Raw genomic sequence first — 14,049 nt, 5'->3', positions numbered from 1 at the left:
TATCAGTGATGCATGAGGTCCTCGTGAGGTCCTGGCGTCGGTGGGGTGGCCGGAGGGTGAGGGACGGGTGGCCTCGCCCCCCGGGGGATGCGTCGTGGGCTTGTGTGTCGTTGTGCCGGGAGCCGTGCGCATGTGTGTTGTGCGCATGTGTCGGGGCGTCGTGCGTTTGTGTCAGGGCTGGGGGGCCGAGGCCAGGGCCAGGTAGACCGCCGCGAAGTCGGTGATCGCGAGCAGTTCGGCCACGGCCTCCAGTGCGCTGCCCTCGTCCGGTTCCAGTTCACTGACCGGTGTGTCGTGGCCGAGCGCCAGTTCGCGGGCCGCCGGATAGGCGCTGAGGCCTCCCGTCGGGCGGTCCCGGAGCAGGACGACCCGGGCCCTCAGCGTTTCTCCTTCGTCGACCCGGTCGCGGAAGAAGTCGTCGGGGTCGGCTCCGGCCGCGAAGTCCCCGGCGAGGAGCGTGCCGTGCGAGGGCAGCGCCTCGGGCAGTTCCGCGGCCAGGGCGGGGCGGCCGGCCAGCTCGGACAGTACGGCGGCGAAGCGGCGCCCCACCGGGCCTGCGGCGTCGCCCTCCGTCCACAGCAGCGGCAGACTGTCCGCGAGCTCGGCGGCGAGCGTCTTGGCCGGGTTGCTGTACGTGGCGATGGCCGGGCCGCAGCGTTCTGCGGTGCGGTCCAGGCGGTCGGCCACCTTCTGCAGCTCCTCGGCGGGAGCCGTCACCAGGCCCACCCGGTCGAGCAGCGCCAGCAGTGGGGTGAGCAGCGCCCACAGGGTGCCGGGGCCGGCGGCCGAGGTCTCCGCGTCGTACTCGCCGTGCGGGGCGGCCGCCATCGGGACGACCAGGCCGTGCACCCCGTCGACCGCCTCGCGCAGCGGGGAGCGGGTGGGGGCGACGGCGACCACGGTGCAGCCGCGGCGGTACGCCTGCTCGGCGAGGAGGGCGAGGCCGGGCTCCGAGCCGTCGGCGGTCGCGATGAGGAGGAGGTCCACGGAGCCGGCCCAGCCGGGCAGCGTCCAGCGCAGGGCGCCGGGGGCGGGGGCGACGCCCGTGGGGTGGATCCGGGTCACGGGGGCGGCCGCGCCCGCCAGCGCGCCGATCAGGTCGGCGACGCCGGATGCGGCGGTGCCGGGGCCCGCGACGAGGACGGCGCGGGGGCGGCCCTCCGGGTTCAGGCCGCCGATGCCGGCTTCGGCGGCGTGCCGGGCGGCGGTACGGACCCGGGCACCTGCCTCGGCGGCGCCGCGGAGCAGGTCACGGCGGTCGGCCCTGGCCAGGGCTTCCGGGGCGTCGAGCAAGGACTCGTCGAGCATGGCGGTGGGCCTCCGATCACCGGGCGGGGTGCGGGATGCGGGTGCGGGGGTCGGCGGCGGGGGTGCCGGGGGTACGGGGGTGGGGTGCGGGGGCCCTGTGCCGGGGTGCGCCCTGTCCGGTCCGGTCCGGCGTGCCGCGCGGGGACGTGCCCGTACGCGCTTCGCTCGGGGTCAGGCGGGGCGGCGGGCCTCGTCGACGAGCAGGACCGGGATGCCGTCGCGGACCGGGTAGGCCAAGCCGCAGTCGGCGCCGGTGCAGACCAGCTCCGGGCTGTCGGCCGCGGTGCGGTCGTCGAGCGGGGAGTGACAGGCCGGGCAGGCCAGGATCTCCAGGAGGCCGGCTTCGAGCGGCATGGGGTGGGTCCCTTCGAGCGGTGCGATTTCTGATTCACGTGGATCAGGCGTCGTCAGCCTACCGCTGGGGGGACGGAGGCGCGGCCCGGCCGGGGGTGGGGACCGGGGGATGGGGCGGTGGGGGTGGGGGTGGCCGTTGTTGGGTGGCGGGGGCCGGGGGGTCGCGGCCGGGGCTAGGTGGCTGCGGTGGCGGCAGGGGGTGGGCGCCTGCGGCGGGCCTCTCCCCTGCCCGCCCCTTCCCGAAACCGGGGCTCCGCCCCGGACCCCGCTCCTCAAACGCCGGAGGGGCTGGAATTGCGGGGCCCGGGGGCGGGGGCGGGGTGGGGCAACCCGAAGGGGCTGGAATTGCGGGGTCCAGAGGTGGGGGCAGGGCGGGATGGGCCTGGGTAGCTGAGCCCCCAGCGGCTGAAAGGGCGGGCCCCCGAAGGTGGGGACGGAGTGGCGTGGCTGCCCCCAGTGGCAGAAATGGCGGGGGACCAGGGCGGGGGCGGGCAAGGCCGGCGGGCCGGGCGGCCCGGCCCCCGGACCTGGAATCGCGGAGCCGCCCCGCCTCAGCTCCTGATCAGGCCCAGCACCTCGTCCCGTACAGCCTCCATCGTCCCCTCGTCCCTCGCCTCCACGTTCAGGCGCAGCAGCGGTTCCGTGTTCGAGGCCCGGAGGTTGAACCACCAGTCCGTGGACGTGACCGTCAGGCCGTCCAGGTCGTCGAAGGTGATGTCGTCGCGGTTGCCGTAGGCGGCCCTGATCCTGGCCAGGCTGGCGGTCTGGTCGGCGACCGTGGAGTTGATCTCGCCGGAGCCGGCGTAGCGGTCGTAGGCGGCGACGAGTTCCGAGAGGGGGCCGGTCTGGCCGCCTAGTGCGGCCAGGACGTGGAGGGCGGCGAGCATGCCCGTGTCGGCGTTCCAGAAGTCGCGGAAGTAGTAGTGCGCCGAGTGCTCGCCGCCGAAGATCGCGCCGTGCTCCGCCATCTCCGTCTTGATGAAGGAGTGGCCGACCCGGGTGCGGACCGGCGTGCCGCCGTTCTCGCGGACCACCTCGGGGACCGACCAGGAGGTGATCAGGTTGTGGATGACGATGCCCTTGCCGCCGTTGCGGGCCAGTTCGCGGGCGGCGACCAGGGCGGTGATCGCGGAGGGGGAGACTCCCGCGCCCCGTTCGTCGACGACGAAGCAGCGGTCCGCGTCGCCGTCGAAGGCGAGGCCGAGGTCGGCGCCCTCGGCGAGGACGCGGGCCTGGAGGTCGACGATGTTCTTCGGGTCGAGGGGGTTGGCCTCGTGGTTGGGGAACGTGCCGTCCAGGTCGAAGTAGAGGGGGACCACATCGAGCGGGAGGCCCTCGAAGACCGTGGGGACCGTGTGGCCGCCCATGCCGTTGCCCGCGTCGACAACGACCTTCAGGGGGCGGATGGATGTGAGGTCCACCAGGGCCAGGAGGTGGGCCGCGTAATCCGTGAGGGTGTCCCGTTCCGTGATCGTGCCGGGGGTGGCGGCCGCGGGGGGCTTCGGGGCACCTTCCGACCACTGTTCCACCAGCGTGCGGATCTCCTTCAGGCCCGTGTCCTGGCCCACCGGTGCCGCCCCCGCCCGGCACATCTTGATGCCGTTGTACTGCGCGGGGTTGTGCGAGGCCGTGAACATCGCGCCCGGCAGGTCCAGCGCCCCGGACGCGTAGTACAGCTGGTCCGTCGAGCAGAGGCCGATGAGCGTCACGTCCGCGCCCCTGGCCGCCGCGCCCCGGGCGAAAGCGCCGGACAGGCCCGGCGACGTGGGGCGCATGTCGTGGCCGATCACGATCGCGTCGGCTGCCGTGACCTGGACGAACGCGGCTCCGAAAAGCTCGGCCAGCGTCTCGTCCCACTGGTCGGGCACCACGCCACGCACGTCGTACGCCTTCACGAGCTGCGACAGATCAGCAACCACGGCCGGTCCTCCTGGTGTTTACGGAGGGCCCAAGTTAGTGCCTTGAGAGTCGGTCTCAGGAGTCGGGGGAGCGCAGCACCCTCAGGTGGCCCCGGCGGGCGACTTCCACCGGGTCCGCGGAGCGTGGGCCCCTGCCCCCGCCGTCCGGGCCGCGGTCGTGCGGGCGGGCCGCTTCCCGTACCGCGTTGGCCAGCGCTTCGAGATCGTCACCGCTCGGGTGCGCAGGCGCGGAGCCGTCGGAGAGGCGCACGACCTCCCAGCCGCGTGGCGCGGTCATCCGCTCACTGTGCTCGGCACAGAGGTCGTAGCAGTGGGGCTCGGCGTAGGTGGCGAGCGGGCCGAGGACCGCAGTCGAGTCGGCATAGACGTACGTCAGTGTCGCGACGGCAGGGCGGCCGCACGCGGTGCGCGAACAGCGACGTACAGGGCTCACGATGTTGGACGGTACCGCACTCTTGAGCGGGCTGCGACGACTCTCCCCCGGCTCACCCCACCGTGTCGCCCTGTGCTCCTGGACACACCCCGCCCCCGGCAACCGTCCTGACCTGCGTCTGGGCAGGAGGGCTGTGTGCGCCGGGGGGCTCCGGCGGTTGTGCGCCGGGGCGGATACCCGCGTCCCGCGCACCGTCGATGATCGGATCAGCGGCCTGAAACGGGCTCAACCTTGGCCTGAATGTTCAGCTATGGACAGGGAAGCGGAGGGCCTGGCGGACAGCCGTTGTGTTCCGGGCGGGGGAACCCCTCGCGGGCCGTGTCCTCGGCACGATCGGGCCGTCCCGGGGAGCGTTACGCTGCGTCGGTGATGGACAGCTCCGTACCTCCCCCCCACCCGTTCGAGCCGCGGCCCCGGCGCCGCGACCGTCATGGCCGCGGTATGCGGGGGCCCGTCGCGCCACCTCAGGTACCGCTGTCGGCCAGCCGGGGCGAGGTCTTCCGTGATCTGGTCCAGGACTCGGTGGAGCGGCTGGAGCGGCGCTGGCCCCAGCTGGCCGAGGTCGACTTCGTCGTCCTGGACGTGCCCGGCGACCTGGAGGAGAGCGTCCCGCTCGGCACCGCCGTACCGGCGGCCAAGGGGCGGCCCGCGCAGATCGTCGTCTACCGGCGGCCCGTCGAGATCCGCACCAAGAACCGCGACGAACGCGCCCTCCTGGTCCACGAGGTCGTCGTCGAGCAGGTCGCCGAGCTGCTGGGGCTGGCCCCGGAGTCGGTCGATCCGCGGTACGGGCAGGACTAGGCCGCCAGCCCTTGCCGGGATGCCGCCCGTAGCGGTCTGCCGGCCGTGGCTCGACGGGACCCGTTCAGTCGTCCAGTACCGACAGGTCCTGCTGCGCCGACGGCACCACGACCGTGCCCCCGTCGTCCGGCAGCGTCTGGATCGTGAACATCTGGACGCCGCCCTCCGGCAGGACCAGCGCCCGTGACGCGTGCACCGGGCCGCCCGAGACCGTCTCGACCGTCAGCGCGTACGCACCCTTGAGGCCGGCCGGGGGCTTCGGGGTGATCGCCGTCGTCGTACCGGCCTTGACGGTGTACGTCTCCACGGCCGGTTCGCCGCCGCCGCTCCCCGCCGACGTCGTGACCTTCACCTTCGCCGTGGCGGCCGGGGCTGCCAGGGAGAGCGTGGAGCCCTTGGCCCGGTTGTCGGTGACGCTCGCCCGGGCGCCCACCGGTCCGGTGGCCGGGATGTAGGCGATCTCCTGCTTGGCGCCGGTGCCCCGGACCACGCGCAGGGCGGCCACGATCGGGGTCGCCCGGTTCTTCTCCACGGGGGTCAGGCGCAGCGAGCCCGGTTCGCCCCGGGTGATGTCCTTCAGGTCGATCGTCGCGGTCATCCCGGACTTGATGTGGAGGGTGTCGTTCCCCGCCGGGGCGAACGTCGTGTTCTTCCCCATCAGCTGGACCTTCACGTCCGCGTCGTTCTCGCCGGGCGCGAACGCCACCAGCTGTACGGAGGTGGCGTCGGCCGGGATGCCGGGCATCACCAGGGTGCCGGAGGGGTCCGCCGCGGCCGTGAGCCAGTCGGCGCCCGAGCCGTCGTCGGCGGTCAGGACGACCGCGCCGACCCGGCCGGAGCGGGTGGTGACGTGGGCCGTCAGGTCGTTGACGGCCTCGTCGGTGAGGGTGGAGAGCAGGAGCGCGACGCTGGAGCGGGCGGGCACGGTGACGCCGTCGCCGACCTCGGACGTGACCGCGCCCTTGGCGCCGAACAGCTCGATGTCGGCCACGGCCGCGCTGTCGTCGGGGTTGGTGAGGTGGACGTAGTCCTGGCGCGAGCGCGCGGTGCTGACGCCCGGGAACCAGAAGTCCGTGTCGGGGGCGGTGCAGCTGACCCCGAGGAGGCCCCGGGCGCCGCCCGCGGTGACCGTGGTGGTCTGCTGGGCGGCCCAGCCGGGGGCGAGACTGCCGGTGGCCGTGCCGACGAGCGCCGGAGCGGCGGAGCCGTCCGCCTCGGCGAGGACCGGCGTTCCGGGCTCCTTCACGGCGAGGACCGGCTTGTCCGCCTGTGCCGTTGCCTTCCTCGCGGCCTCCTCGGCCTTCTTGATCTTCTTCGGGTCGGTCTCGACCTCGTCGTCGTCGAGGACCGGCAGGGCCGGCTTCAGCTCGGCGGTGCCTTCCGCGCCCTCGCCCTTCGCGCCCCCGCGCTTCGCGGTCTCGCTTCCGGGCGGGGTGAACGAGGTGTACTGGGTCTCCGCGAGGTCGGAGGTGCTGGGCGCCGGGCAGACCAGGCTGGAGCGTTCGACAGGCAGCGAGGAGGCGGATCCGGCCTCCGCGGCGGCCGGTCCTCCGGGTGCGTTCAGCGTGGCGAAGCCGGTGATGGCGGCCAGGGCGACGGTGCCCGCGATGAGGGACAGGTGGGTGGACTTCACTCGGACTCGCCTCGCGATGCGTTACGGGTCTGCCACGGGGTCTCGCCCGGGGCGGGGATGTCGGGCTGCTCGCCGTTCTCGGCGTTCCCGGCGTTCTCGGCGTTCTCGGCGTTCTCGGCGGGGTGCCGGTCGGGGGCGGCGTACGGGGGCTGCTCCCCGGTGTACCGGCCGTACTCGTCGTACTGGTCGTACTGGCTCTGCCGGCCCTGCTGCTCGTACTGGCTCTGCTGGTCGTACTGGCCGGGGCTGTACTGGCCGTCGCCCTCGCCGCCGTACTGCTGCTGCTGTTGTGGCTGTTGTCCGTACGGGTCCTGGGGGCCGTAGCCGCCCTGGTCCGGGTAAGCGGAGGAGTAGCCGGTGTTCTGCTGGGTGTACGGGTCCTGCTGGTACGCGGCGTAGTCGCCCTGCTGGTACGGGGCTGCGGCCTGCTGGTCGGCTGCCTGGTACTGCCGGCCGTCCCACTCCCCGTAACCCTGCTGCTGCGGGAGAGCCGCGTAGCCGCCCGTGGTGTCCTGCGGGTCGTAGCCGGGCTGCGGGGCGTAGCCGCCGCTCTCGGCGTACGGGTCGGCGCTCTGCTGGTCCGGGATGTACTCCCCCGGACCCGGACCGGCCTCTTCAGCCGGGGCCGTGGCCGGGGCGGACGGAGGTGCCGCCGGAGGTGCGGCGGGCGGCGGTGGCGGGAAGTCGCCGGGGCCGTCGGCCGGGTAGCCGTCATCGGTCGCCCCGGCCGCCTCGGCGGCCATCGCCTCCGCCTCGGCCGCGGCGCGGAGCCTGCGGGCGCGGCGGCCGTCGCCGTCGGCCGCGTCCGCCGCGACGGCGAGCGCCTCCTCGGGCAGGTCGTCGTCGATCTCCCGGCGGCGGCCGGGCAGGGCCATGACCACCAGGACCAGGGCGAGCGCGCCCTGCGCCCAGAGCCAGACGGTGTGGGTGAACGGGGCGTCGTAGGTGAGGTCCAGGCGGCCGCCGCCCGCGGGCAGTTCGAAGCCCTGGGCCCAGCCGTCGACGGTCACGCGGGTCAGCGGCTTGCCGTCGATCGTGGCCTGCCAGCCCGGTGCGGCCTCGTCGGCGATCCGCAGGATGCGGCCCTCGTCGCCCGCCGGGATCTTGGAGTGGGCCTCGACGGGCCCGGAGCCGACCGGAACGCGCTCGCCCTCACCGCCGGCCGGGACCACCATCACGCGGGCCACCTGCCGGTCCACCCGCCACAGGGCGCTGCCGTCCAGCTGGCTGAGGCGGCTGATGCCGGGGGTCGTGTCGAGGACCCGGCTCATCTGGCGTGGTGCCCCGTCGCGTACGAGGACGTAACGGATGGCGAAGTTACCGAGCTGGCCGCCCTGGTCGGCGCCGGAGCCCGCGACCAGGTTGGCGACGACCTTGTCGAGCTGGCTGTTGCTGCCCGCCGCCTCGGTCAGTTCGCCGTCGCCGAGGCGCACGCCGGAGCCGCGGACCAGGCTGTACGAGACGGACTCCGGCGAGGTGCCGCCGAGGACCAGGGTGCGTGCCTGGTCGCGGGTCGAGCTCTCCTCGGCCACGAACGCGGGCACCTGTACGGGGTCGCGGCGCTCCAGGGGGCCGTCCGCGCCGCCGACCATCCAGCCGAAGGCGGCGAGGACCGGGGCGAGGCCGGCGGCCAGGGCGATCAGGGCCGCGACGGGCTGGCGCCAGCCGAAGCTCTGCTCGGCGACCCGGACCCGGGCGCCGTCCGCGCCGACGAGTGCGGCGGCGATCAGGGCGCTGCCGTAGACGAGGGTGGCGGGTCCGGCCCAGGTCGAGCCGTTGGCGAGCGCCGCGAAGAGCAGGCCGGTGAGCGCTACGGCCCAGGCGGCGCGGACGGCGAACCGACGCTCGCCGCGCAGCAGGGCCGCGAGGGCCGCCAGCACGATGCCGAGCAGCAGGAGGCCGCCCGCCGCGTTGGGGCCGCCGGGGCTGATCCCGAGCAGGTCGAGCGCCGAAGCCGTCCCCGTACCGATGTCCAGGCCCGCTTCCCGCAGGAACGCCGACGGGTCGGTGAGGAGCGTGAGCGACCAGGGGGCCAGGGCCAGCATCGGGGTGCCGACGGCGGCGAGGAAGCGGAGTCCGTACGCCGCGATGTCGTGGCGGCGCAGCGCCAGCACGCCGAGGCCGAGCACCACGGCGAGCGGCCAGACGATGGGGGTGAACGCGGTGGTGACGGTGAGGAGCAGGGCGTACGCCCAGGTCGCGCGCCAGCTGCCGCGTGCCGCGTCCGCGCCGGGGCCGTTGCGGAGCCCGTGGGCGGCGACGGCGGCGCGGGCGATCAGCGGGAGCAGGACGAGCAGGACGGCGGTGCCGAGGCGGCCGGTGGCCAGGGCGCCGGTCGCGGCGGGCAGGAAGGCGTACGCGATGCTCGCCCAGGCCCGCAGCAGCCGCGACGGGAGCAGCGGCCGGGAGGCGAAGTACGCGGTGAGTCCGGCCAGCGGGACCGAGCAGACCAGGATCGCGGCGACGGCCAAGCCGGTGGAGCCCAGGAAGAGGGCCGCCAGGGCGGCGAGCAGCGCGAGGTAGGGCGGGGCGGTCTCGGTGGAGCCGGTGGAGATGGTGTGCCAGGCGTCCGCGTACCGGCCCCAGAGCTCGCCGGCCTCCGCGGGGGCGGGCAGCAGGGCGCCGCCCGCCAGGGAGCCGCCGGTGAGCAGGTTGCGGCAGGCGATGAGGGAGACCACGAGCAGCAGTACGAAGAGGACGGGGCCGGGCTTGCGGCCGATCCGCTTGAGCCGCGCGAACTGGTCGACCTCGAGGAAGTCCGCGTCGTCGCCGCCGGGGCCGGACTCGACGGCGCCGTGCCGTGAACCGCCCGATTCGGCCTCGCCCCGGCCGCCGAAGTTGCCCGCGACCTGGTCGACGGTGGCCCGGACGGTGGCGCCCGGCGGCGGGAAGAGCGCGCGCAGTTCGGCCGCGTCGACCACTGACTTTCCGCGGGCGCGGCGGGCGGCGAGGATGCGGCCGGGCCGCAGCAGGGTGCCCAGGAGGCCGGTGACCTCGTCGAGTGCCTGGCCCGGGACCTTGCCGACGAGGTAGGCGAGCGTACGGAGCAGGGTGCCGACGACGAGCCGGAGCAGGACCCAGGGCAGGGCCTTGGCGCGTGCGTTGACGAGCATCGTGTAGACCGCGCCCGCCTTGTCGACGCGGTGCGGGCCGACGACCGAGCGGCCGGCGCAGTCGATGGGGCGGCGCTCGCGGGCGGATGCCTCGGCGTGGCGCAGGACGGCGTCCGGGGCGACGAGGACCCGGTGCCCGGCGAGGTGGGCGCGCCAGCACAGGTCGACGTCGTCGCGCATCAGGGGGAGGCTGCGGTCGAAGCCGCCGAGCTCCTCGTAGACGTCGCGGCGGATGAGCATGCCGGCGGAGGAGACGGAGAGGACGGTGCGGACCTGGTCGTGCTGGCCCTGGTCCTGCTCGCGGCGGTCCAGGCCGGTCCAGCGGCGGCCGCTGTTGGCGATGGAGACGCCGACTTCCAGGAGCTGCTTGCGGTCGTACCAGCCGCGCAGCTTGGGCCCGACGATCGTGGCGTGCTTGTCGGTGTCCACGACGCGCAGCATCTCGGCGAGCGCGTCCGGTTCGGGCGCGCAGTCGTCGTGGAGCAGCCAGAGCCACTGGACCGGTTCGCCGTGCGGCAGCTCCGGCAGGTCGTAGTTCTCGTCGACCCAGGCCCGGGTGACCGGGTCCCAGCCGCCGGGGCGCTTGAGGTAGGGCAGGTCGTCGGGGGTGAGCGCACCGGCGGTGCGGACCGCTTCGTCGACGGCGGTGCCGAAGCTCGTACGGCGGGCGAGGTGCAGGACGCGGTCGCCGCCGAGGGCCTCGGTGACCAGCCGGGCGGAGTCGTCGGCGCTGCCGGTGTCGGCGGCGACGACGTTCTGTACGGGGCGTTCCTGCCCGAGCAGCCCGGCCAGCACGTCGGGCAGCCAGCGCGCTCCGTCGTGGGAGACGAGCACGGCGGTGACGACGTGCCGGGGGAACTCTGGGGCGGCGGCGGCCGCGTTCGGCGCCGCCGAGTGGCTGTGCACGGACATCGAGGTACGGGCCCTCCGGCCGGGTCCGGGGGCGTATCCCCGGGGGCTGCATCGGTGTACACGCGCGCCCCGGCGGGGCGTTGGCGCATCTCGGACGGGGCCCCACACTAACGGTACGGATACCTGGCGGTGGCCCCGAGCGGGTGAAGGGGCGGGGAAGGCCGGGGTGGGAGGGTGCGGGGCCCGGCGCCCGACGGTCGTGGACATGCCGACGGCCCGGCGTCCGCTCCCCCGGGAAGGGGGGCGATGGACGACGGGCCGTCGGTGCGTGCGTGGTCCTGGGGAGCCCTGCTCGGGAAAGGGCTGCCGGGGCCGGGCCGGGAGGTACCTGGGTGGGGGAAGTACTGGGTGGGGGGAAGTGCTGGCGGTGTCCCGGCGGTCGGCAGGGCACCTGTGGATCGCTTACGGCCTCACCCGCGATTGACCGTGGCTGCTGCGCCTTGAGGCCCGAGGGTTAGGGTCGTGGTGATCATTGTCATTGAGGAGGGGCTCCGAGGATGAGCGGGATAGTGACGGCCGTCAGCAGCAACGGCGAGTACACATTCACAAAGCCGAACCGGGACAGCATCACGCTGCTCGCCGGGCTTGGTGTGGAGGGTGACGTACATGCCGGCGTGACGGTCAAGCACCGCTCTCGGGTCGCGCAGGACCCCACCCAGCCCAACCTGCGCCAGGTCCACCTCATCCATGAAGAGCTCTTCGCCGAGGTCCGTGCGGAGGGATTCAAGGTGGTGCCCGGTGACCTGGGCGAGAACATCACCACCAGCGGTATTGATCTGCTCGGCCTGCCGGTCGGCACGCTGCTGCGCATCGGCGACGCAGTGCTGGAGGTGACCGGCCTGCGCAATCCCTGCCTGCAGATCGACAGCTTCCAGGACGGGCTGCTGAAGCAGGTTGTCGGCCGTGATGAAGCCGGGAACATCGTGCGCAAGGCAGGAATCATGAGCATCGTGAAGGAGGGCGGCGCGGTGCGCCCGGGCGACACGATCAAAGCGGAGCTTCCCAGCGGGCCACACCGGCCTCTGGAACGAGTCTGACGTCTCCACCGGGGCAGGCCGTGACATGGCATCGGCCGCGCGGGTTCTTGTGGTGTGAACATCGAGCAGGCCCGCGTGGCCATCTCACATCCTGCCTTCTGCGGCCTATCGCGCCAGCATCTCGGCGAGTTGATCGGAAAACTCGCGCCACGCTGGGACGCGCGCTGCGAGTCCGGACGCCATGACCGGCGCCACGGCAAGCGCCGACGGCAGGCCGGGGCTGGACCGAAGTACGAACTCGTCTTCATCGACCGGGTCTTGGTGACCCTCGTCCACCTACGCACCGGGCTGACCCACCAGGCCCTGGCCGTCATCTATGAGGTCGGTTCCTCCACCGTCGGCCGGGCGATCGCGGAGATCCGTCCGCTGCTGGCCGGGCGCGGGTTCGCCGTGCCCGACCGGCCCGGCCTGCGACTGCGACTGCGACTGCGACTGCGACTGCTGGAGGACGTGTTCGCCTATGCCGAAGCCGAGCAGATCACGCTCAGGATCGACGCCATGGAGACACAGGTCCGCCGCCCGCAGGCGGGCAAACCCGGCCGCCGCGCGTTCGTGTCGGGCAAACGCAAGCAGAACACCATCAAGACCACCGCGATCAGCGACAGCCAGGGCCGCACCCTCTTCTCCGGAGCCGAACGGCCCGGCCGGATGCACGACCAGACCGCCCTGCGCACCGAGGGCATCGCCGAGCAGTTCCGGCAGCGTCCAGGCATGAAGGCCGAGGTCGACGACGGCTACCGGGGCCTGGCCAACGGCCTCGACGGCGGGCCGCTGACCGAGTACTACGGCTGGCGCGAGGCCAAGAGCCGCCGGTCCTCACGCCGGATCTGCGTCGAGCACGCCAACGCCGAACACATCCAGTGGCGCCCGCTCCAGCGGTACACCGGGCGCCGCGAGACCTACGGCGAAACCCACCGCGCCATCGCCGGCCTGGTCTCCGACCGCGCCGCCCGCAGGCCCACCCGCCGCAAGCCGAGCACCGAGCTCGTCCTCGTCCGCACCATGGCCTGCTGAATCACCCACCAGTCGAACCGCCAGGCCAACACGTCCCACGATCAATCGCGGGGCAGCCCGTTAGATCGCTGCCTTCTTGAGGCGCCGTCGTTCTCTCTCGGAAAGCCCGCCCCAGATGCCGAAGCGTTCGTCGTTGGCCAGGGCGTACTCAAGGCATTCCGAACGCACCTCGCAAGCGAGACAGACCTTCTTGGCCTCGCGGGTGGATCCGCCCTTCTCAGGAAAGAAGGACTCGGGATCGGTCTGGGCGCACAGTGCGCGCTCCTGCCAGCCGAGTTCCTCGTCCGCGTCCTCGACCAGCAGTTGCTGGAACAGCTCGGTCATGTGCGCCCCTCGTCTGTCTCTTGCGTCCCGTGATGCGGCCGCTACTGATTGCGGCGGAACGACACGAGTGAAATTACAAGTGTGTATCTCCAAGCCAGTCAAGCGAGGATCTGCTATTGGCCCAGGGATTCACTCTGCGGAACCAAGCGTATCCGGAAAGTGTTCAAATCACCAAAAACCTGACATATGCCACCGGCGCCGCCCTCGATGCGCCTTCTCCTGATCAAGACGATCAGGCACACCCTTACGTTGCGATTCGATCACTGCAGCGATCAAGATCACAGTCAGGTCACGGACCCTCGGCCGCGTTTAGGGGGGCGGATGATGCGCCATGTCTCCGCGCTTGCGGGTGGACAAACCTTTCTCCTCGCGCGACAACCGGAAGGGGTGAAACATTGCCCCCATATCGGCCATCGGGTTGACAGGGAGCGATTCAGCCGGTCTCCTTGATCTCATGTCAGCGATCGTAGCGATGCACGTCACCCACGTCCGTGGGTTCCTCAGCGCTGTCCAGGCCCGCTGTTGCTGTTCCAGCTGTCACAGCTGTTGATGCCGTAGTGCTCCAGCTCTGAATCCAGCTTCTTGCCCTTTCCTCCTGCTTTTCCGGCTTCCCCGTAGCTCTGCCGCGGCTGCCGACGCTTCACGCGACTCCCCCGCACGTGCACCCCCCATGCCGAGGAACCACCGCACCCCATGAACAGCGACAGCGACCTTCAGATCGCCGGCGACATCCTTGAGGTCCAGCACCTCCTGCAGCCCGCCCGCGAGCATCCCTCCACCGTCTCCGAGTTCGTCGGCCTCGCCCGCTCCATCGCGGCCGACCGTGCGCGCTGGGCCGGACTCGTCCGGTACGACACCACCACCCGCTGGTACCACCGGCTCCGGACGGGGCCCGGCTACGAGGTGTGGCTGCTCAGCTGGGTGCCCGGACAGGGCAGCGGGCGCCACGACCACGGCCGCTCCGCCGGTGTACTGACCGTCCTGGAAGGCGAGTTGACCGAGCACACCGAGCGCGGGAGCCAGTCGCTCGGTGCCGGGACGCAGCGCGCCTTCGCCCCCGGATATGTCCACGAAGTGGTCAACGACTCGCTCGAACCGGCCGTCAGTCTGCACATCTACTACCCGGGTCTGACCGAGATGCCGATGCACGCCGCGCAATGCGCCCCGACGGCCGTGGATGTCGTACCCGCCTGACAAACTG

The 14,049-nt window shown here is 72.8% G+C and carries 11 protein-coding genes; 4 read left to right on the top strand and 7 right to left on the bottom strand.

Features of this window, described 5'->3' with window-relative positions:
- Positions 1–171 precede the first annotated feature (171 nt).
- The 4 genes from ACK8N7_RS22730 to ACK8N7_RS22715 form a co-directional block, all read right to left on the bottom strand.
- On the bottom strand, positions 172–1,308 hold the full coding sequence (locus tag ACK8N7_RS22730; RefSeq protein WP_403212290.1) for an SIS domain-containing protein: 1,137 nt from the start codon (positions 1,306–1,308) through the stop codon (positions 172–174).
- A gap of 171 nt (positions 1,309–1,479) precedes the next feature.
- Positions 1,480–1,662 (bottom strand): Trm112 family protein, encoded by a 183-nt coding sequence (locus tag ACK8N7_RS22725; RefSeq protein WP_015608932.1) that lies wholly within the window; start codon positions 1,660–1,662, stop codon positions 1,480–1,482.
- A gap of 551 nt (positions 1,663–2,213) precedes the next feature.
- The gene (locus ACK8N7_RS22720; protein ID WP_403212292.1) at positions 2,214–3,581 is read right to left on the bottom strand and encodes a phosphomannomutase/phosphoglucomutase; all 1,368 of its coding nucleotides are present in this window, start codon (positions 3,579–3,581) and stop codon (positions 2,214–2,216) included.
- Positions 3,582–3,636: 55 nt separating this feature from the next.
- Positions 3,637–4,014, bottom strand: coding sequence for a DUF3499 domain-containing protein (locus ACK8N7_RS22715; RefSeq protein ID WP_403212294.1), 378 nt, complete (start codon positions 4,012–4,014; stop codon positions 3,637–3,639).
- Positions 4,015–4,455: 441 nt separating this feature from the next.
- Here ACK8N7_RS22715 and ACK8N7_RS22710 point away from each other — a divergent pair, with 441 nt between their 5' ends.
- Positions 4,456–4,815 carry a metallopeptidase family protein gene (locus tag ACK8N7_RS22710; protein ID WP_355080633.1) on the top strand — a complete coding sequence of 120 codons (360 nt, stop codon included), beginning with the start codon at positions 4,456–4,458 and terminating at the stop codon, positions 4,813–4,815.
- Positions 4,816–4,879: 64 nt separating this feature from the next.
- Here ACK8N7_RS22710 and ACK8N7_RS22705 read toward each other — a convergent pair whose 3' ends face one another.
- Together ACK8N7_RS22705 and ACK8N7_RS22700 are read right to left on the bottom strand one after the other, a co-directional pair.
- On the bottom strand, positions 4,880–6,448 hold the full coding sequence (locus ACK8N7_RS22705; RefSeq protein WP_403212296.1) for a DUF5719 family protein: 1,569 nt from the start codon (positions 6,446–6,448) through the stop codon (positions 4,880–4,882).
- Entirely contained in the window at positions 6,445–10,473 is a 4,029-nt protein-coding gene (locus tag ACK8N7_RS22700) for a glycosyltransferase (protein WP_403212298.1), read from the bottom strand. The genes ACK8N7_RS22705 and ACK8N7_RS22700 overlap by 4 nt, the downstream gene beginning before the upstream one ends.
- A 497-nt stretch (positions 10,474–10,970) precedes the next feature.
- On the opposite strand from ACK8N7_RS22700, the gene ACK8N7_RS22695 reads away from it, so the two are divergent.
- Positions 10,971–11,510 carry an MOSC domain-containing protein gene (locus ACK8N7_RS22695; protein WP_403212300.1) on the top strand — a complete coding sequence of 180 codons (540 nt, stop codon included), beginning with the start codon at positions 10,971–10,973 and terminating at the stop codon, positions 11,508–11,510.
- 75 nt (positions 11,511–11,585) lie between these two features.
- Positions 11,586–12,524, top strand: coding sequence for a transposase (locus ACK8N7_RS22690; RefSeq protein WP_500443935.1), 939 nt, complete (start codon positions 11,586–11,588; stop codon positions 12,522–12,524).
- A gap of 60 nt (positions 12,525–12,584) precedes the next feature.
- Here ACK8N7_RS22690 and ACK8N7_RS22685 read toward each other — a convergent pair whose 3' ends face one another.
- The gene (locus ACK8N7_RS22685; protein WP_014046372.1) at positions 12,585–12,848 is read right to left on the bottom strand and encodes a WhiB family transcriptional regulator; all 264 of its coding nucleotides are present in this window, start codon (positions 12,846–12,848) and stop codon (positions 12,585–12,587) included.
- A 693-nt stretch (positions 12,849–13,541) separates the two neighbouring features.
- Between ACK8N7_RS22685 and ACK8N7_RS22680 the strand changes: the two genes are divergently transcribed.
- Positions 13,542–14,042, top strand: coding sequence for a cysteine dioxygenase (locus ACK8N7_RS22680; protein ID WP_176143785.1), 501 nt, complete (start codon positions 13,542–13,544; stop codon positions 14,040–14,042).
- Positions 14,043–14,049 lie beyond the last annotated feature (7 nt).

This window comes from Streptomyces griseobrunneus, assembly GCF_046713465.1.
Taxonomy (GTDB): domain Bacteria; phylum Actinomycetota; class Actinomycetes; order Streptomycetales; family Streptomycetaceae; genus Streptomyces; species Streptomyces microflavus.
The sequence above is the reverse complement of the archived record's forward strand: the minus strand, read 5'-3'. Positions and strand labels throughout refer to the sequence as shown.